The sequence below is a fragment of the Nocardia sp. NPDC051030 genome (assembly GCF_040683015.1).
GTDB lineage: Bacteria > Actinomycetota > Actinomycetes > Mycobacteriales > Mycobacteriaceae > Nocardia.
The window spans coordinates 781,197-800,146 of record NZ_JBFBCD010000001.1 but is presented as its reverse complement, the minus strand read 5'-3'; the positions used below and the strand labels follow the sequence as shown (position 1 = coordinate 800,146).

The 18,950-nt window shown below is 66.1% G+C and carries 14 protein-coding genes; 3 read left to right on the top strand and 11 right to left on the bottom strand.

Annotated elements, in window-relative coordinates:
• Positions 1-88: 88 nt before the first annotated feature.
• Both AB0N05_RS03495 and AB0N05_RS03490 read left to right on the top strand, forming a co-directional pair.
• Positions 89-307, top strand: a complete 219-nt coding sequence (locus AB0N05_RS03495; protein ID WP_364687035.1) for an MbtH family protein — start codon at positions 89-91, stop codon at positions 305-307.
• Between the two features lie 42 nt (positions 308-349).
• Entirely contained in the window at positions 350-490 is a 141-nt protein-coding gene (locus AB0N05_RS03490; protein ID WP_364687033.1) for a hypothetical protein, read from the top strand.
• A gap of 383 nt (positions 491-873) precedes the next feature.
• Here AB0N05_RS03490 and AB0N05_RS03485 read toward each other — a convergent pair whose 3' ends face one another.
• From AB0N05_RS03485 to AB0N05_RS03475, 3 genes are all read right to left on the bottom strand, one after another.
• Positions 874-2,646 (bottom strand): FAD-dependent oxidoreductase, encoded by a 1,773-nt coding sequence (locus tag AB0N05_RS03485; RefSeq protein WP_364687031.1) that lies wholly within the window; start codon positions 2,644-2,646, stop codon positions 874-876.
• A gap of 107 nt (positions 2,647-2,753) precedes the next feature.
• Positions 2,754-6,050, bottom strand: coding sequence for a BTAD domain-containing putative transcriptional regulator (locus tag AB0N05_RS03480; RefSeq protein ID WP_364687029.1), 3,297 nt, complete (start codon positions 6,048-6,050; stop codon positions 2,754-2,756).
• A gap of 295 nt (positions 6,051-6,345) precedes the next feature.
• Positions 6,346-9,666 carry a BTAD domain-containing putative transcriptional regulator gene (locus tag AB0N05_RS03475; RefSeq protein ID WP_364687027.1) on the bottom strand — a complete coding sequence of 1,107 codons (3,321 nt, stop codon included), beginning with the start codon at positions 9,664-9,666 and terminating at the stop codon, positions 6,346-6,348.
• Between the two features lie 218 nt (positions 9,667-9,884).
• On the opposite strand from AB0N05_RS03475, the gene AB0N05_RS03470 reads away from it, so the two are divergent.
• Complete coding sequence (locus tag AB0N05_RS03470) at positions 9,885-10,223, top strand: hypothetical protein (RefSeq protein WP_364687025.1); 339 nt, start codon at positions 9,885-9,887, stop codon at positions 10,221-10,223.
• 123 nt (positions 10,224-10,346) lie between these two features.
• On the opposite strand, the gene AB0N05_RS03465 is transcribed toward AB0N05_RS03470, so the two are convergent.
• From AB0N05_RS03465 to AB0N05_RS03430, 8 genes are read right to left on the bottom strand one after another with little or no spacing between them, the layout of a single operon-like run.
• Entirely contained in the window at positions 10,347-11,567 is a 1,221-nt protein-coding gene (locus tag AB0N05_RS03465; protein WP_364687023.1) for a TetR family transcriptional regulator, read from the bottom strand.
• A 56-nt stretch (positions 11,568-11,623) separates the two neighbouring features.
• Positions 11,624-12,346, bottom strand: a complete 723-nt coding sequence (locus AB0N05_RS03460; RefSeq protein ID WP_364687021.1) for a hypothetical protein — start codon at positions 12,344-12,346, stop codon at positions 11,624-11,626.
• Between the two features lie 12 nt (positions 12,347-12,358).
• Complete coding sequence (locus AB0N05_RS03455; RefSeq protein WP_364687019.1) at positions 12,359-13,534, bottom strand: MCE family protein; 1,176 nt, start codon at positions 13,532-13,534, stop codon at positions 12,359-12,361.
• Positions 13,531-14,661: an MCE family protein gene (locus AB0N05_RS03450; protein WP_364687017.1), complete on the bottom strand. Its 1,131-nt coding sequence runs from the start codon at positions 14,659-14,661 to the stop codon at positions 13,531-13,533. The genes AB0N05_RS03455 and AB0N05_RS03450 overlap by 4 nt, the downstream gene beginning before the upstream one ends.
• Positions 14,658-15,758 (bottom strand): MCE family protein, encoded by a 1,101-nt coding sequence (locus tag AB0N05_RS03445; protein ID WP_364687015.1) that lies wholly within the window; start codon positions 15,756-15,758, stop codon positions 14,658-14,660. Before AB0N05_RS03445 ends, AB0N05_RS03450 begins: the two co-directional genes overlap by 4 nt.
• Complete coding sequence (locus AB0N05_RS03440) at positions 15,758-16,762, bottom strand: MlaD family protein (RefSeq protein ID WP_364687013.1); 1,005 nt, start codon at positions 16,760-16,762, stop codon at positions 15,758-15,760. The genes AB0N05_RS03445 and AB0N05_RS03440 overlap by 1 nt, the downstream gene beginning before the upstream one ends.
• A complete protein-coding gene (locus AB0N05_RS03435; protein ID WP_364687012.1) occupies positions 16,759-17,781 on the bottom strand; it encodes an MlaD family protein in 1,023 nt (340 codons plus the stop codon). Before AB0N05_RS03435 ends, AB0N05_RS03440 begins: the two co-directional genes overlap by 4 nt.
• Positions 17,778-18,947 carry an MCE family protein gene (locus AB0N05_RS03430; RefSeq protein ID WP_364687010.1) on the bottom strand — a complete coding sequence of 390 codons (1,170 nt, stop codon included), beginning with the start codon at positions 18,945-18,947 and terminating at the stop codon, positions 17,778-17,780. Before AB0N05_RS03430 ends, AB0N05_RS03435 begins: the two co-directional genes overlap by 4 nt.
• Between the last annotated feature and the right edge of the window lie 3 nt (positions 18,948-18,950).

Below are 18,950 nucleotides of genomic sequence, written 5' to 3'. Positions count from 1 at the left end.
TCGCCGCTCCATGGCTGAGGGCCCCTCCCCCCTCGAGGGGCCCTCAGCTCGCGCGAACTCGAAATCCCTGCTGAGAAAGGAATCCGGAATGAGCAATCCCTTCGACGATGAAGACGCTCAGTTCTACGTCCTGGTCAACGAGGAGGCCCAGCATTCGCTGTGGCCGGTCTTCGCGGCCATCCCGGGCGGCTGGACCATCGCGCACGGCCCGGCCCTGCGCCAGGCCTGCCTGGACTATGTCGAATCCCACTGGACGGATATGCGTCCCAAATCCTTGGCCGAAGCCATGGCGGCTGAAGTCGAATAAGCCTGCGGTACAACAGTTCCGCGTTTTAGGAAAGGAAAAGAAATGACCACACCTACTCCCGATCCCACCGGCGGAGTCGACATCGGCGCGATCCTGAGCACGGTGTTCAAGTTCCTGAGCAGCGGCTCCACCGCGTCCTACAACCCGAAGAGCCACAAGCCCAAGGGCCGTCGCTCGAAGTAGTGCTTCGAACTTCCATCGAAAGGAAACACAATGTTGAGTGGTAGCGGTTTCACAGACCTGCTGATGGCCTTCGCCCACCTGGTGAGCTCGGGTTCGTCGACCTCCGTCACCCAGCCCCCCGCCGCCTAGGAACCGCCGATGTTCAGTGGCAGCGCGGTCGACAGCCTCTTCGCGATGCTGGCCAAAATGCTGGGAACCGGTTCCTCCTACACCTTCCCGCCGAAATAGCGGAGGCGAAGACGTGAGACCGCCGAGGCCTTGAATAGCCTCAGCGGCCCCACAATCCACCTGAATACGCGCCGCGGCGTGCCGTCCACACCTTCCACAGCCGGACCGGCACGCCGCGGCGTCCAGGCATTTCGAGTATGGCAGCAAGGCCGTGATCAGCGGATCGGGTAGCGCCGATCGATCACGTCGAACAGATTGGGCTGCCCCGCCTTGTACAGTTCGCGGTCCACGAGTTTGAGCGGCTCCCACAGCGGCATGGTGAAACGCGGAGTTATCTGCGCCTCGGATTGCCCCGAGCCCGCGGCGTGTAGGACCGCATTGGCGGCCAGCCGCCCGCCCTCGTTCGCGCCTTCCATACAGGCCACATTCATCTGGGTCTTGATCCAGTCCCCGGCCAGGAACAGATTGTCGACGGCGGTCCAGGCATTCGGGCGATCGTCCCAGGAACCCGGATTCTGAATGAAAATGGCGTCGTCGTAAGCGATATCGGGAGTACCCGCGCCGGTGAGGCCCGGATCGATCATCCAGGAATGCACCATATCGTCGGTGAGCTGGGTTTCCCCGTCGTCATCCACGTGCGCCTTGATCTGCGCCCAGGTTTCGCGGGCCAGCTCGTCGGGGGTGCACACCATGGCCGTCTTGCCATTGAAGGTCCCTGGCTCCTCCCACTCGGAGATGATGGCCGATAACACCTCCTGCGCACCGCCATCGCCGTAGCTCGATACCGGCCGCCGCCAGAACTGGGCTTCGCTGATGGAGGTCAGTCCCCAGGGGGCGTCGTTATAGCCGACGTGTCCATTGGTCAGGTCCGCCCGCTGCCGCAGGAAGAATTGAATGCCGACCATCCAGGCGGACTGGAGGTTTCGAATGCGGTCCAGGGACGGGTCGGCCGCGCTGAGGTCATCGGAGAGCACGGCCGGGATCTTGTCGAGCGGAATGGCGGCAATGTAATGATCGGCCTCGACGGCGTGCCGGGCTCCGCTCGCATCGGTCACCGTGGCTCCCGTGATGTGCGCGCCGTCGGTGCCGAACCCGGTCAGCCGGTATCCTTGATTGAAGGTGACGCCGATCGAACGTAGGTAGTCGATCCACGGATTGATCCAGACTTCGCTGGTAGGACCGTTGAGTACACGGTCATTGCCCTTATTGTCGGTGTCATTGTTCAGGTTGAGCAGCGACCACACGTACTCCTCACCCACCAGGCCGATCGAATGCGCGCTGCAATTGGCGGATTTGGTGGCCACCAGTTCCCGGATGAAGCCGTCGCCGAGGAAGCGGTTGTATTCGGCGGAGGAACCGTCGAGGCGGGCGAAGTCGGTCCAGGTCATGCGCTCCCACTGGCCGAGTTTGCGCTCCCCGCAACTGGATACGTAGACGGCGAGCCGTTCCGCGGCGAACACCGCTTCGTACAGCGGGAGTCGGAAGAGCGTCTCGAACACCGACGCCACCGAGTCGATGAACCCCTTCGGTGTCATCGGGAACTGGCTGAAGGGCAGCGGAAACGGTAGCGGGACAGTGAGATTGTGCCGGTTCATGCCCGCGATCATGGCGGCATTGAGGCGCGTGAGGTTGTCCCATACCCCGTGGGCATTGCCAGGAAATGGTATGCGCCGCAGCGTATCCGGAAGATTATGGTAGAAGCCGAAGAAGCTCCGGAACCCGTGCTCACCGGGCAGATCGCCGGGGGAGTAGATACTGCGCGTCTTCCCGCCGAAGTCGGCCAGTTTCTCGAAAACCGTGACGGAGAAACCTCTTTCGGCCAGTTCGTGCGCCGCGGTGAGTCCGGCCGGTCCGGCTCCGAACACCGCGACGCTGCGCCCCGGTTGTGCGAACGCCCGTCCGCCGGTGGGTGCGAGCGTGGCCGCTGCCGCCAGGCCCCCCGCTGTGGCTGCGTTCCGAATGAACTGTCGTCGTGATTGCCTGGGCATGCATAGCCTCCCGCGCTCCGACCGACGGCCGCGGCGAACGCCCGCCGGTGGTCTTCCAACTGGCGGCTATGTTAATGCGAATTCTTATAGAGGAAGCGCTGTTTAGATCAGATAGGCGTCTCTAAGTTGATACGCATTCTTTCTGTGTGCTGAAGTGTGGCGAGTTCGGTGCGCAACCGCTGCAGGAGTTCGTCGGCGCGGGCTCGATGGATCGCCGCCTGCCGGGCGTCCCCGTACCCGTCGGCAAGTCCGGCGAGGATCGTATCCATGGGGCCGAGGGTGAGCAGGCCGGTGTCCAGTCCGGCGATGGTCCCGGTATGCGGGGCGAGCTTGCGGTAGAGCCGGTGCATTTCGTGCAGGTCGCCCAATTCGATGGCGGCCGCGGCCCGGAAGACCGTCATGGTGATCTCGAAGAAGTGCGGATTCACCGGCGTGCAGCGATTGAAGACCTGCCGGGCGTGGACGCGGTCCCCGGCGTGCAGGAGCGCGAGCGCGTACGGCTGCGCGATCAGCTCCGGGCGGTCGCGGTACATGTGGCCCAGCGGTTCCACCAGACCGGAGAGATCACCCCGCGCCCAGGAGAGGGTCAGACGTCCGGTGATCTGGTCGTCGGCGAATGCGGTGGGTGCCGACCGGGCGTAGATCTGCTCGTAGATGCGCTCGGCCGCGGCCAGATCGCCGAACAGCACGGGAGCCGCGATGGTGAATACCTGGGCCAGGCTGAGCAGATGCGGCAATTGCGCGTCGGTGGCGGAGTCGATGGCCAGGCGGGCCTGTTCGATGGCGGCGGGCAGATCACTGTCGTCCAGCGCGCTGCGACACAGGATCAGATGCACGGTCGACCGATACTCGTTCGAGGTGAACCGCTCGATCACTGCGCGGCACTCGTCGGCGAGGTGCGGATCGGGTCGGCGATCCTCGCGAATGAAGGCGGCGGCATTGAGTGCGACACACCGCAATTCGGGATCATCGACACCGCTCGCCAACGCCATCGCTTGGTCGGCGAAGCGATGACCGAGCGCCAAACCGTCGGGGTCCGAGGGGAATTCGAAGACCGCGGCGGCGAGCAGCCGGATTCGCGATTCCACCGGAAGCTCTTCGCTCAGGCAGCCTTCGACCAGATCCATGATGTGCCGATCGCGCTCGAACGAGCTGCGCACCGACCAGCCGACCGGCCCGCGCCAGCAGGTGAGCGCCCGGACCAGCAGTTCGGTCCCGCCCAGCTCCCGGGCCAGGACGATGGCTCGATCGCGGGCGTGCCGCGCATCGAGCAATCGCCCCTGGTAGGCGCGGGCATTGACCAGCTCGCAGTGTGCCTCGAAGAGGGCGAGGCGGTCGGCGTGCTCGGCGTGTTCGGCGTCGTGCCCGGCGAGTTCGTGCAGTTCGATGGCCGACTGCCACAGCCGCGCGGTGTCCGCGCGCATCCCGCGTTCGGCGCTTCGCCGAGCGGCGGTGAGCACATATTCGAGTGCCTGCCCGGCGGTGTCGGGTCGCGCGCCGAGAATTGCGTTGTGTGCCAGGAGATCCGGATCGCGAGCCAGGCCGGGGAAGTCCTCGCCATGCTTTTCCAGCAGTTCCACCGCGGCCCAATGCATTCGCACCCGGCGCAGCACCGGGATGCTCAGGTAGACCGTTTCGTGAATCAGCGCGTGGTCGAAGGTGATTCGCCCGGTGCGGTCGGTGCGGACCAGGCCGTGCGCCTCGGCGGTGGCGATCAGGTCGATCAGCCCGTCCTCCGAGATTTCCGCGGCCAGGCTGAGAATGCGCAGATCCACGCCGTCGCGCCAGATGGCCAGCTGTTGCAGCGCCGCGACCACCTCGCCGGGCAGGCCCTCGATCCGGTGATTGATCAGTTCCCGGATGGAGTCGGGCACATGGTCGATGGCATCGATCGAGCCCTGCGCGGCAACCAGTTTCGCCATTTCCCGGATGAAGAGTGGATTGCCTCCGGTGCGCTCGTACAGCTGGTGCAACCGGTCCTCGGAGAGCTGTCCGAGACCACCGGACCGGGCCGCCGCCCGGGTGGCGTCGAGATCGAGCCCGGTCAATTCCAGCCAGGAGGCCGTGGAATGCGCGAGTGCCCCGGCGGTGGCGTGCAGACCCGGTTCGGCCTTGGAGCCGCGCAGCGTGATCATGATGAGCACCGGCTGATTGCGCAGCCAGTTCACCACCTGGCGCAATACCTGCAGGGTGGCATTGTCCGTGCGGTGCACATCCTCGAGCAGCACCGCCACCGGTGTCGCCCGGCGCTTGCAGTGTTCGACCACGGTGCGCGCGAGAGTGAAGGCATCGCCGCCGGTGACCAGTGCGGGCGGCGCATGGGAATCCAGTTCCAGCAGGATTTCCGACCAGGCCCACGCCGGTGGCGCACCGTCCACCTCGGGGCAGCAGCCGCGCAGCACCGTCCAGCCCTCGAGGGCGAGTCCGTCGAGCACCGAATCCACCAGCGTCGTCTTGCCGACCCCGGCCGGACCCGCCACCCAGACCAGCTGGAGCCGCCCGGAGCGACAGGCATCGGCCACTTCCAGCAGGGTGGCGCGCTCATGGGTGTAGCCCGCGAAAAGCGCTGGGGGCCGAGCCGAATGGGGCACCACGGCCGGGGTCGCCGGTTCGGCCGTGGCCGCGAGCGCCGCCGAATGACTGAGAATCGCGGTCTCCAGTTCGCGCAGTGCCGGGCTCGGGTCGATGCCGAACTCCTCGCCGAGGTATTCGCGGGACCGGCGCAGCGTGGCCAGCGCCTGCGCCTGCTGACCCGTCCGGTACTGCGCGGTGGCGAGCAGGCGCGCGCATTCCTCGCGTTCGGGATGTTCGTCGAAGATGGACCGCAATTCGATGGCGACCTCGGTCGGCCGATTCAGCTCCAGCTCGACTTGCGCGCGCAATTCGGCGGCGGTGAGCCGGAGATCGGTGAGCCGCGCGGCCTCCCGTGCCGCCCAGGCGTAGTTGGTCAGCGCCTCGAACGGTTCTCCCTTCCAGCAGGCCAGCACGGCATCGAGCGCACGCCGCCGCTCCATGAGATCGAGGGGATCGGCCGGATCGCGCAATTGCTGTTCATAGCGCAGCAGCAGCGCCTCGAACTGCCAGGCGTCGACCGCTTCGGACGCGAGTTTGAGTGCGTAACCGGATGATTCGGACACGATCACCTGTGCCTGGGCACGTCGCGGCCGATCGGGTTCCATGGCCCGGCGCAGATTATGGATGTGCACCTGCAGGACGGAGGCGGCCGAGGCGGGCGGCTGCCCCTCCCAAATGTCCTCGATCAGCCGATCGGTGGTTACCGCCCTGCCACCGGCCACCACCAGCCTGGCGAGCACCGCGCGCAGCATGGAAGCCCCGAGGCTGATCGGGCTCTCGTCGACGGAGAGCCCGATCGGCCCCAGCACACTCACTTGTGGTTTCGCCATGCGCTGCAACAGCGTCTACGTAGACCTCGGACTGTCTGCTTTGGGTAGCCAGTAAGCGGTGTACGTGTGTCACGGCTACCCCCGGCCACTAGGTGACGAGGGTTGGACCGTGTCCCACACCGACGCTTGGAGTGCAGGAACTGCATGTGCCAACGTTAGAGGTAGTGCTCGAAATCGTGTTCGGAATACGTCGATCGGTCCGGAATCACCCAATTCCCGGGTGCAGCACCCCACCGCGGTGCACCTGGTATCCCGCGCAGACGAGGGGCACCCGGTCGCGGCGGTCCGCCTCGCGTCAGCGACGGCTGCCGACGACACGGGCCGGGGTTCGGTCACGTTGCCGCACGAGCCCGAGCCGCGGCAGTTCGAGATCTTCGAGGTCGGCACGGATGCGGTCCATGAGCTGCTCGGATGCGGCGTGGTGGGCGAGCGATCGTTCCGAGTCGCCCATCATCCCGGCCAGCATGGCCAGCAGGGAGTCCATCGTCTCGAACGCGACGCCCGTACCCTCCAGTCCCACAATGGTTCCGGCATAGGGCAGCAGGGTGCGGTACAGCGATTCCAGATCGTCCAGCATGCCGAGCCCGAGCGCGAGATAGGCGCGGCACGCGTATTCCGCCGCCGGGTACAGCTCGGGGCGAATGGCGACGGACTCCGCGTACAGCTCCTGCGCCCGCTCGAAATCACCGGTGGCCAGCAGGGTCATTCCGAGGAATGGTGCAGCGAATCCGGGAGCCGCCGCGTACATGGCGCGCATGCGGTCCGCCAGTGGCGCCAGGTCGCCCCGAGCCCAGCCGAGAGCCAGGGCAGGTATGGCGCGCACCGCGACGTGCTCGACGAAGCCGTGTCGTGCCAACTCTTCATCGAACTCGGCGTAGATCCGTTCCGCCGCACTGAGATCGCCGCGCAGCAGAGCCATGGTGGCGGGGAGAATGCCCAAGGCGATGAGCACCGCCGGCAGGTTGGCATCGGTGACGTCGGTGAGCGCGAACTCGGCCTGGCGGTACGCCTCCCGCAGATCGGCCACACCGAGGGCGCAGCGGAGCAGGGCGTAGTGCCCTAGCGTCCGGTAGTCGCCGAGGCCCGCGCGCTCGGCGACCTCGAGCATCTCGTGGACCAGTCCGATGTCCTCGGCGGCGGCCATCCGAATCATGACAGTGGCATCGAGTGCGGCGCACAGCAATTCCGGGTCGCCGAGGGTGCGTGCCAGTCCTAGAGCCTTCAGGGCAAAGCGACGGCTTCGCCCGGAATCCTGGTAGTAGCCAGAGCTTTCACGCGCCGCGGTGATGAGCAGCCGGACCCGATCGGGCGCAGAGACATCGGATTCGAGGCAGGTGCAGACCATGTTCACGAGGCGCTGTTCGGGATCGGGCCACCACAGCACCGGATATGCACTCGGTGCCCGCCACGAGGTGAGCGCCCGAACCAGCTGCTCCGTACCGCCGAGCTCCCGCGCCAAGGCGACCGCGCGATCGCGGGCTGTGAACGCATCGAGCCAGGAAGCCTGGTACGCAAAGGCATTGACGAGAGCGCAGTGCGCCTCGAGCAGTGCGATCCGCCCCGCACGCGGCGCGTGTTCGCCCGTGTACCCGGCCAATTCATAGAGTTCGATGGCGGATTTCCAGAGTCGCGCGGTGTCGGCGATCATCCGGCGTTCGATGCAGCGCTGGGCCGCTGCCAGCACGTATTCCACAGCCCGCGCGGCAGTGTCGGATCGCGCACCCAAGGTGGCGTGGTGGGCCAGCATCTCCGGGTCCCGGCTCAGGCCCGGGAAGTCGTCCTCGTGCTCGCGCAACAGTTCCAATGCCGCCCAATGCATCCGGCAGCGGCGCAAGGTCGGAATTCCGGCGTACACGGTGTCGTGGATGAGGGCGTGGTCGAAGGTGATCCGCCCGGTGCGGTCGGTGCGGACCAGCCCGGCCGCCTCGGTCGGCGCGATGAGGTCGATCAGCTCGTCCTCGGCGACCCCGGCGGCGAGACTGAGAATGCGCAGATCCACGCCCTCGCCCCAGATGGCCAGGTGTTGCAGCGCGGTGGTCACCGCCGGGGGCAGGCGTTGCAGCCGGTGATTGATCAGCTCCCGAATGGAATCGGGCACATCGGAAGCCAGCGCGCCCGGTGCGGCAAGCAGTTTCGCGGTCTCCCGGATGAAGAGCGGATTGCCGCCGGTGCGCCGGTGCAGCAGTTCCAGTTCGTCGTCGGACAGGTCCAATGCGGCGGCCCGGGCCGCCGCGCGGGTGGCCGCCAGATCCAATCCGGTCAGCTCCAGCCATTCGGCGGTGGAGTGCGCGAGCGCGGCGACGGTGGCGTGCAGGCCGTCGTCGGCCTCGGAGCCGCGCAGCGTGATCACGAACAGGACCGGTTCGCGGCGTAGCCAGTTCACCACCTGCCGCAGCACCTGCAGGGTGGCGATATCGGCGCGATGGGCATCCTCCAGCAGGATCATCAGCGGCCCGACGGCCGTGCGCTCCTTACACAATCCGACCACCGTGCGGGCGATGCCGAACGGGTCGGCGGTGGCCAGATGGTCGGGTGCGCTGCCGTCGAGTTCGGATCGGATCTCGGCCCAGGCCCAGGCCGGTGGCGCGCCATCCACTTCCGGGCACCCGCCGCGAATGGTGGTCCAGCCCTGCGCCGCGAAATCGTCGAGCACGGATTCGGTGAGCGTGGTCTTGCCCGCCCCGGCCTCCCCGGACACCCAGACCAATTGCGTACGTCCCCGCCGGGATTCGTCGGCCACCCGCGCCACGGTGGCGCGCTCCCGGTCATAGCCATTGTGCTGTCCGGAATCCGGTGTCCGGTGCTCGATCGCCGGAATGGGCGGGGTGGCGGTGGTGAGTGATTCGGAATGACCGAGGATGGCCGCCTCGAGTGCCTGCAGCGCCGGGCTCGGGTCGATGCCGTATTCCTCGCCGAGGTATTCGCGAGATCGGCGCAGTGTGGTCAGCGCCTGTGCCTGCTGCCCGATCCGGTATTGCGCGGTGGCGAGCAGGCGCGCGCACTCCTCGCGTTCGGGATGTTCGTCGAAGACCGAGCGTAATTCGATGGCGACCTCGGTGGGCCGATTCAATTCGAGCTCGACCTGGGCGCGCAGTTCGGCGGCGGTGAGTCGCAGGTCGGAGAGCCGGGCGGCTTCCTGTGCGGCCCAGGCGTAATTGGTGAGCGCCTCGAACGGCTCGCCCTTCCAGCAGGCCAGGACGGCATCGAGCGCGCGTCGCCGCTCCATGAGATCGAGCGGGCCGACCGGTGCGCGCAACTGTTGCTCATAGCGCCGAAGCAGGGTCTCGAACTGCCAGGCGTCGACCGCTTCGGGTGCGAGTTTGAGTGCGTAACCGGATGATTCGGACACGATGAATTGCGCCTGCGCGCGTCGCGGCCGATCGGGTTCCATGGCCCGGCGCAGATTGTGAATATGCACCTGGAGCACCGAGACCGCGGAGGCGGGCGGCTGTCCCTCCCAGAGATCCTCGATGAATCGGTCGACGCTCACCGCCCGTCCACCGGCCACCACCAGCCGGGCGAGCACCGCGCGCAACATGGTGGCCCCGAGGCCGATCGGAGCGTCATCCAGCGAAAGTTGAATCGGCCCCAGCACGCTCACCCGTGGATCAGCCATCATCACCGCCTGCAATTGTGATTTGCGATTATTCCACCGCAACCTCCGCCGAATCAGCGAAAACCTGCGCGCGAATTCAACTCACCCCCTTCGCTTCGTTCGCTGGCGAATGATTGGCAAATATATTAAGGCAGAAGACATGCCCTAATCCGCGCGAAAGATTCCCGGAAGTGCGTCGGCGAATACTTATGGATACCGACACAACGAAGGGATTTCCAATGGTGACGGTATGGGCATCCGCCGAACGCTATGGGGCCGCAATGGCGGCGATCGGAAGCGATCACACGCGACCGACCGTCCCCACTCAATCGCTGTCCGATAGCTACGAAGTGGAGAGGAACAGCATGAGCCGGAGTCAGACGATCGAGCCGCGCATCGTCGGTCTCTACTGGGATCGCGACGGTGATATCTGGCAGCGCGAAGACGCCGGCTGGCGTCTCATCCTCCAGAGCGGCGTCTCGGTCGATCCGATCTCGTTGTGGGACTGGGATGGCGGACACGTGCGTGACTACGCGCCCTTCACGCCCGTTTCCACAATCGCCAAGGCCGGCGGGTAGGAGTGCCCCCTACCCCACACACCCGGCCGCGGTGGGCCGGGCGTCGGTTCGCTGACGCCCGGTCGCGACGGTAGCCGGAACCCGCCCACGGGATCAGGGTCCGGCCGCCGTCGCTCGAATCGCTCAGTGCGAGGCGAAACTGGGTACGGCGCCGAAGAGGGTGACCTCCATGAGGCGAATCACTCTCTCCTGGGGGCAGATCGGATCGTCGCCGAAGACCCGGCCCAGGTCCACGACCAGGCCGAAGGCGGCCTGCACCAGGATTCGGGCTTCGCCCTCGGACAATTCCGGTCGCACCGCCACCAGCAGGCGCACCCACTCGGCGACGATGAGGCGCTGCACATTGCGCAGCATGGTGCGCTCCTCGGGCGAGACATGCCCGAATTCCGCGTAGTAGACGAAGGTCAGCTCGCGTTCGGCGAACGAGCCCGCGACATAGAGGTCGACGAGCTTGGTCAAGGCTTCGGCGGGACTCGACGAGGAGGACACCGCCGGGCCGATCGCACCGGACACGCGATCCGCCGCTCTCCGGAAGGCCGCGGCCAGCAGATCGCTCTTGCTCCGGTAGTACCGGTACACCGCGGATGCCGCCGACAGCTCGGCCGCCGCCGCGATATCCTCCACGCTCACATTGGGATAGCCGCGCTCGTGGAAGAGCTCCACGGCCTTCTTCAACAGCAGCTCATGCTTGAACGACTGCGGGATCTCCACCGCACGCGGGACGTCCGCGGCGGTGCCGGGCGGGGGCAGTTCGGCCGCGATAATGCAATCGCAGGCCGAATGCAGCAGCGCGGTCAGCGATTTCACCGGCAGGGTGGCGTGATGGTCGCCGACGCTGCTGATCACGCTGAGCAGCGTGACCGCCCGCACCGCGCGATCGTGACCGTCCAGTTCGGGCCGGACATCCTTGATCAGCCGCCGCAGCGTGCTCAGCGCGGAGGTGAACTGATCCTCCAGGGTCTGCCGGTCGGTGTCGTCGAGATAGCGCTGCTCCCAGCGCACCAGGGCGACGGTCGTCCGATTGGTGATGGTCTCGGCGATCAGCTTGTCCAGCACGCGGTTCAACCGCTCGCGGGGGGTGAAGCCCTCGGACTCGTCCGGCGGCACGGCCGAATCCATGGTCAGCTGCCCCAGCCGTAGCAGCTCCTCGCGGAACAGCGCGTACTTGCTCGGATAGTGCCGATACAGTGCGGCCGAGGAGATTCCGAGCCGGGCGGCAATATCCTCCATGCTCACGCCGTGATAGCCGAGCGAACCGAACGCGGCAGCCGAGGTGGCCGCGATCTGGGCCCGCCGGTTCTTGGGCCGACGGCGGATGACGCGCTGCGGCTGCTCGACAGTCATATCGACAATGGTAGTCACCAGGTCTTTTGCGTCCCTGCCGGGTTGGCGGCCCCGGGTCACGGCTGCGACCGCTGCGCCAGCGGGGAGTTCACCTTGTTCACCAGCCAGCGGTCATCGTGGCGTTCCAGCCGCATGACCATCGACAATTGACCCGGCATGGGCTTGTTCTGGGTGCCCAGGCTCGTGATCGTCTGCTCGATCACCACAATGGCCTCCGCCGAATCCCGATCGCCGCTGCGGACCGCGCACTGCACGTCGGTGGCCCGCGACACCACCTGGCCCTGGGTGAGCGCGTCACGCAGATCCTTGGTGGTGGAATCGAACTGCGTGTGCCAGTCACCGGTCGCGCCGTCGAGCACGGACTTGAAATAGGCGTCGAGATTCTTGGCGTCATAGGTGGCCAGCAGGGGCGCGTAGGCGCAGGCGGCGGTTCGGGCAGCCTCGTGCGCGTCGAGCAGCGCCTGCTTGTCCCGGTCCTGTGCGAAGAAGAACACGCTGGTGCCGATGGACGCGGCAAGCGCGACCACAGCGGCGGCGCGGACCGCGACCTTCGTGCGCGTGCCGAGCGAGGGCAGCGCGAAGCGGCGCGCGGGCCTTCCGGTTTCGCTCGCGCCGCCGGTTTCGGCGAGGCTGCCGGTTTCGGCGGGGCTGCCGGTTTCGGCGGGGCTGCCAGGCTCGGCGGGGCTGCCGGGCTCGGCGGGGCTGTTGGGCTCGGTCTCCGCTGATTCAGCCGCCGTCTCTTCTCCGGCCGCCAGCTTTTCGAGGTCGATCTCGCTCAAGGTTTCTCGCTCCTATCGGGGCACGGGCTGGGAGAGTTCATTGCCGGTGACGCCCGGCGGTGCGGTCGCGCCGTTGTCCGGCACATCGGGTCGCGGCGCATTGGCCGAGCCGCGAATCTGGAGCGCGGGGTTATTGGTGACGCAGTAGTTGTAGAGGCGCACCCGGGTGTCGACCGTCGCGTTCGTCGGAACCACCGGGATGGTGTCGTATTCGCAGGTCGGGCGCGGCCAGGGATCGACGAGGGTGTTGTACGCGCCATCGTGTGCCGGGATGCCGAGGGACTCGGACCCGACGCGCAGCGCGGGGAAGAGTGCGGCGATGGCGGGCTGGCGGAGTTTGGCCGCCTTGGTGATGGCCACGAAGTTCGTCACCAGATTGGTCATGGGATCGGCGGTGTCGGTGAGGAACCCGCCGAGCGTGGTCAGCTGGCCCGGTCCGTTCTGCAGCAGCGTGCGCAATTCCTTGTCGGCGGAGGCGAATTGGTCGAACAGCGTGCTGCCCGCCTTGGTGAGGGTGCCGAGGTCGGGCTGGGCATGCGAGGTGGTGTCGGCGATGACCTCGAGATTCTCGATGAGCTGCCTGGTCTGCGGTAGGAGATCGGTGAGCCCCGACATGGCCCGGCTGATGCCGGAGACCATATTGCGCAGTTTGTCCGGTCCGCCCGCGAGAGCCTTGTCGAGTTCGTCGATGATGACGTTCAACCGGTCGGGGTTCATACCGCCGATGAGATCGCCGAGATTCGCGAACACGGATTGAATCGCCACCGGAACACCGGTCCGGGCCCGCTCCACGACCGAGCCATCGCGCAGATATGGCCCGGTGTCGGTATCGGGCCGGAAGTCCAGGTACTGCTCACCGGCGGCGGACAGCCGTCCCACGGCGACGGTGCCGCCCACCGGAATTCGCGCCGAATCATCGATCTCGGCATTCGCGGCGACACCGTCGCCCGAGACGTGCACATCGCTGACCCGCCCGACCCGGCTCCCTCGGAAGGTGACGTCATTGCCCTTCGCCAGTCCACCGGAGGAGACCAGCTCCACGGTCACGGTGTAGGTGTGCGGCAGCGGATTGAACCGCAGCACCGATCCGCCGATATAGCCACTGCCGAGCAGTAGCACCACGATCAGCCCGGCATTGGCGATGCCGATTCGATGCCGCAGGATCCATTGCCAGAGCGGGGAATTCATCGTCCACCTCCCGGCTGAGCCGGATCCGGCTGCGGTTGTGGCGGGCTGGTGAGCCGCCCGAACACCTTCTCCAGCACCTGCACCAGGCTGCCCACGAACTGCGACGCGTCCCCGAGTTCGGGCCAGCGGCTGCCGCTGGGATCGGTGAGCGCGCCGATGCTCAGGTACGAGACGGTCGCGGCCACCGCCAACGTCGGGCCCTTGAAGCTGGCCATCAGATTGGGGTAGACGGCGTGCAGCCCATCCAGCGTGCCGGTCAGGTTGTCGCCCATCTGCGTGAATCCGGACATGAGCTGTTGAATGCTGGTGAACAGGCTCACGAACGAGTCGCCGGTGGTGCCGGTGAAGTCGCCGAGCGCGGTCATGGAGGTGGACACCTTGGTCAGCAGGTCCACGATCTGCTGATTGTTCTCGGCGAAGAGCCCGATCAGCTGCGGGAACGTGTCCGCGGCGGTGCCGAGTTCGGCCTTGCGCCGGGCCAATTCGCCCGCGAGGGTGTTCATCCCGCCCAGCACGCCGTCGATATCTCCGGTGCGCCGGTTCAAAGCGGTGATCACATCGGTCATTTCGGTGATCAGATGGGACAGCTCCGGTGCGCGCCCGCCGAACATGGAGTCCATTTGCGAGGTGATCCGCGCCGCCTGATTGATGCCGCCGCCATTGAGTAGCAGCGAGATCGACATCATGAGCTGTTCCACGGAGGCGCCCGCCGAGGTCTTGTCGGTCCCGAGGACATCGCCCTCGCGCAGTTCCGGACCGGCCTCCTGTGCGGACGGCAGCGTCATCGCCACGAACATGTCGCCGAGCGGAGTCCCTTGCCGCAGTTCGGCGGTCGTACCGCGCGGCAACCGAATGTCCTCGCGAATGAGCATCTCGATATCGGCGAGGAAGTTGGTGGTCTTGATCTTGGTGACCACCCCGATATCGCTGCCGCCGATCTTCACGTGCGCCCGATCGGGCAGGTTCAGCGCGTCATTGAAGGCCGCGTGAATCGTGTAGCCGGGTCCGCCGATGCCGGGCTTGGGCATCGGCACGTCGGACACGGTCACCGCGCAGCTCGTCGCGCCGGTCAACGCGGCCGCGGCAATGGCCGCACCGACGGCGAGAGTTCGGATTCGTCTGGTCATTTCAGGTTCACGATCCCCAGTAGTGCTGCGGTGAGGCCGAAGTCGGGGCCGAAGTCCTGGATCTTCCCGGTGCGGCAGCCGTCCAGGCGGATGAGGACGCGTTCGCAGAACACCGAGAGCGCCTCGCTGTCGAGCACGGATTTGTCCAGCAGGCCGTGCAGGCGCAGTGCCTGGTGTTCGCGGCTGGTGGCGTTGGCCAGGTTCTGGAACATGAGCGGGCCGACATCCACGATCTCGGTGAGACCGCGGGAGTTGGCGCGCATCTGATCGGTGATGGCGACGAATCGGGTCAGCGCCCCGGCCAGTTGATCCTTGTTGTCGCCCACCAGGGTCGCGGTATTGGTGACGAAGTTGTCGAGCTGAGTCAGCACCGCTTGCAGGCCGGGAGCCTGCTGCCCCATGAGATTCACCAGATCGGTGAGCCTGCCGCTGAAGTCGCGCACCGTCTGGTCATTGCCCGCGATCACCTGGGTGATCTCGTTCAGCTTGATGATGGTGTTGGCGATCTGGTCCTTATTGGCGAAACTCACCTCGAAGGCGGACGAAAGAGCGTCCAGGGTTTCGCGCAGGCGGTCGCCATTGCCGTTCAAGAGCGGGAACAGCACACGGCTGGCCATCGGCCCGGTATCGCTGTCGCCCTTCAGCGCCGCGCCGAGTTGGTCGAAGTTGGCCAGGATGCGGTCGAGCTCGACCGGAACCCGGGTGCGCGGCAAGGGAATATGCTCGCCGTCCTTCAGGGTCGGCCCGTCGCCGGTGTAGGCGGGGGCCAGTTCCACATGGCGATTGGTGATGAGTTGCGGATTCACCAGCGCCGCGATCACATCGGCGGGCACCTTGACGTCCCGTTCCAGGGACATGACCACCTGCACGTAACTGCCCTTGGGCGTGACGGATTCGACGGTTCCCACCGGAACGCCGAGCACGTCCACCTCATTGCCCGCGTACAGCCCGGCCACGCTCTCGAAGTCCGCGCTGACCTTCATGTAGTCACCGAGATACTGCCCCGGATTCAGCGAGTCCGGCAGCATCGAGCACCCCGACCCCACCGTCGCGACGAAGCAGACCGCGGCCAGCTTCAGCATCGGTCGAATTCTCATTACTTGCACCCCTGAATGGCCTGCGCCGCGCACAGCCAGTTGTCCGGGAAGATCCACGGCGCGTACACCTCGCCGTACGGGCCATTGCCGACCACATTGTTGAACTGCCGCAAGGCCACCGGCATGATCTCGTAGAGCCGGGACAGGTTGTCGCGGTTCTTCTCCAGGCCCTCGGACATGGTGTTGAGATCGGCGATCAGCGGGCTGAGCTGATTGTTGTTCTCCAGGCCCATGTCTTGGAGCAGGCGCGAGAGCCCGGCGACATTGTCCAGAAGCTGTTGCAGCAATGTCTGCCGCTGTTGCACCGCCGTGCCGATGGCCTCGCCGCGCGTGAGCAGGAGCAGCACGCTGGACTGATTGTCCGCGGCCAGTTGCGAGACCGTGTCCATGCCTTTCAGTAAGGTGTCCACCTCGTCGCGGCGGTCGCTGATCACCTTGGCCAGCGCGCCGATGCTGTCCAGGGCCTTGACCGCCAGGTCGGGGGAGTCGCCCAGCTGGTGGTCGACCAGGTCCAGGGCCTGCCGAAGTTTCTGCGGGTCGAGGCGCTCGATGTGCTCGAAGGAGGACTTGTACTTCGGATCCTGAACGACCTTGCCCAGGTTGTAGGGGACCGAGGTGTTCCCGAGCTTGATCCGATCGCCGGGCAGGCCCTGCCCATTGCCCGGCGTCAGCTCCACGTGCAGGCGGCCGAGAATGGTGGACATCTTGATGGCCGCCTTGGCATCCGGGCCCAGCCGCAGATCCTTGCGGACCTTCAGATCGGCGAGCACCTTGCCGTTGTCCAGCTTGACCGCCGATACCGTCCCCACCTCGATACCGGACACGTCCACCGTGGCCCCCGAGCGCAGCCCGGCGGCCTGCGCGAATTCGGCGTGAATCGTCTTGTCGCCCAATCGCGCCTGCTTGAAGGCCGTCGAACCGACCAGCAACAGCACCACGAATCCGGCGGCGAGCAGACCCACGCGCAGATATCTGTTGCCGGGCAGTCGTAGTCGCTTGATCATCGGCACACCTCCGATTGAGCCGGTCCGCCGATCTGGGAGAACACTCCCGCGGGTAGCGCGACACCCCACAGCGAAATATCCAGGCGGCAGATGTAGGCATTGCCGTAGGTGCCGTAACCGGTGAAGCGCGCCAGACCATTCAGGAAATTGGGCAGTTCGACGGCCGCCTGATCCAGCGACGCGCCATTGAGCAGCAGCAGGGCGATACCGGTGGTGGCGTCGTTCTGCGCCTGGGCCACACCGGGTTTCACCTGTGCCAGCAGATCGACCAGCGAATTGGTCGCCGTCGCAACATGATCCACCGAGCTCTTCAGCGATTCGCCCTGCGAATAGAGCGCTTCGGTCAGCGATCTGGTCTGCGTAATGAGCGTCTCCAGCTCACTGCTGCGATTGGCCAGCCCCGAGATCACGCTGCTGAGATTGGACACCACATCGCCGAGGATCTGGTCGCGCTGCCCGAAGGTTCCGGCCAGTTGCGCGGCCTGGGTGACCAGTGCGCTCAGCGATACGCCATTGCCTTGCAGCGCCTGGATCAACGTCTCCGACAGCGAGTTCACCTGATCCGGTTGCAGCACGCTGAACAGCGGCTCGAAGCCGGACAGCAGTGCGGACACGTCGAATGATGGTTCGGTCCGCTCGATGGGGATCTGCTCGCCCGATTTCATGGGCTGCCCGGCGTCCTTGCCCGGCATGAGTGCCACATACCGTTGGCCGATCAGGTTCTGATACCTGACCAGCGCCTTGGTGGAAGTGGTCGGATGCTGGTCGTCCTGAATCCGGAAGTCGACCCGGGCCCGATAGCCCTCGGTGAAGTCGATCTTGTCGACCCGGCCGACCCGTACCCCGGCCATGCGGACATCGTCGCCGACCCGCAGGCCGAGTACATCGGAGAAGACGGCTGAGTAGCTGTTCGTGCTGCCGGGTACGGATCGTTGCAGGGTGGACCACATGGTGTAGGTCAGCGTCACCGCGATGATGGCGAACAAGCCGAAGCCCGCCAAAGCCTTTCGTGATTTCACGACCCACCCCCGGACGTGGTCAGATCGCTCGCGAGTTTCGGCCCGAGCAGGAGAAGCAGTGACTTGTACTGGTCCGGAACCTGTTGCGCCGGAGCGGTTTCCGGCACCGTTGAGCCGCCGCAGCGCGGTCCGGCCATATCGCCGTAGTGCGGGCAATCCTTGGCCGTGTACTGCTGGAACGGCGTGAAGGTCACGTCCATTTTCCACACCATCTGTTTATTCGGTCCGAAGCTGAAGACGCCCTGGAGGCGTTGCAGCGCGGTATTGAGATTCGCGACCGTGTAGGGAATGGCCTGAGGATCCTTGGCGAGGCCGCCGAACAGCTCGTCCAGCCCGGCGACCAGGAACCTCCCGGAATCCGGATTGCGGGCGAACAGGCCGTTGACCGAGTCCACCGCAGCGCCGCCATTGGTCAGCAGCGCCACCAGGTTGGCGCGCTGCTCGGTCAGGGTGCGCGCGGTGGTCACCGATTTCGACAGCACGCCGACGAGATCGGGCGCGGAAACGCTCAAAGCCGTTGCGGCCCTGCCGAGATCGCCGAGCATATTCCCGATGCCGGGAATCGAATGCACCTCGGTCAGCCAGGTGTCGAGCCGCTCAATCGTGGAGCCGGGTACCCGCGACTGCGGATCCAAGGCCGCCGAGAGCGTTCCGAGCACCCGGCCCAGCTTCTCCGGCTGGATATTGTTCAGGACAGTGCGCAGCACATTGAGCGTGGTCTGCAATTGGACCGTCGCGGTGCTGGTGTCCTCGGCAATGGTCGCGCCCGCCCGCAGCGTCTCGTGCGTCGGCTCGGCGTCCACCAGCTCGACGGCGGTGACACCGAAGATATTGTTCGGGATCACCCGGGCCTTGACGGTGGCCGGAATCGTGCTCGCCACAGCCGGTTTCAGGTAGATCCGGGCCTCCTGCCGTACGCCCTTGGCGACCACTTCGACCGATTCCACCCGTCCCACCACCATGCCGCGGAACTTGACGTCGGCGCGTGCGGGCAGCCCGTCGCCCGTACTGGTCAGCAGGGCCGTCACCGGCACCCGCTCCTCGAACCGCCCGGTATAGCGCAGTCCGAGCAGGTACAGCAGCAGTGCGACCGCGGCCAGCATGGCCAATCCGGCGAGGGTGAGTTGACGGGCCGTGGGTCCCCGCCCGCTGGTATCGAGAATCATCGC

What these genes read in the sequence shown, in the direction of transcription:
- AB0N05_RS03470 (WP_364687025.1), top strand. Translation starts at nt 9,885, where the DNA reads ATGGTGACGGTATGGGCATCCGCCGAACGCTATGGGGCCGCAATGGCG.
- AB0N05_RS03490 (WP_364687033.1), top strand. Translation starts at nt 350, where the DNA reads ATGACCACACCTACTCCCGATCCCACCGGCGGAGTCGACATCGGCGCG.
- AB0N05_RS03430 (WP_364687010.1), bottom strand. Translation starts at nt 18,947, where the DNA reads ATGATTCTCGATACCAGCGGGCGGGGACCCACGGCCCGTCAACTCACC.
- AB0N05_RS03450 (WP_364687017.1), bottom strand. Translation starts at nt 14,661, where the DNA reads ATGACCAGACGAATCCGAACTCTCGCCGTCGGTGCGGCCATTGCCGCG.
- AB0N05_RS03465 (WP_364687023.1), bottom strand. Translation starts at nt 11,567, where the DNA reads ATGACTGTCGAGCAGCCGCAGCGCGTCATCCGCCGTCGGCCCAAGAAC.
- AB0N05_RS03485 (WP_364687031.1), bottom strand. Translation starts at nt 2,646, where the DNA reads ATGCCCAGGCAATCACGACGACAGTTCATTCGGAACGCAGCCACAGCG.
- AB0N05_RS03445 (WP_364687015.1), bottom strand. Translation starts at nt 15,758, where the DNA reads ATGAGAATTCGACCGATGCTGAAGCTGGCCGCGGTCTGCTTCGTCGCG.
- AB0N05_RS03475 (WP_364687027.1), bottom strand. Translation starts at nt 9,666, where the DNA reads ATGGCTGATCCACGGGTGAGCGTGCTGGGGCCGATTCAACTTTCGCTG.
- AB0N05_RS03495 (WP_364687035.1), top strand. Translation starts at nt 89, where the DNA reads ATGAGCAATCCCTTCGACGATGAAGACGCTCAGTTCTACGTCCTGGTC.
- AB0N05_RS03455 (WP_364687019.1), bottom strand. Translation starts at nt 13,534, where the DNA reads ATGAATTCCCCGCTCTGGCAATGGATCCTGCGGCATCGAATCGGCATC.
- AB0N05_RS03480 (WP_364687029.1), bottom strand. Translation starts at nt 6,050, where the DNA reads ATGGCGAAACCACAAGTGAGTGTGCTGGGGCCGATCGGGCTCTCCGTC.
- AB0N05_RS03440 (WP_364687013.1), bottom strand. Translation starts at nt 16,762, where the DNA reads ATGATCAAGCGACTACGACTGCCCGGCAACAGATATCTGCGCGTGGGT.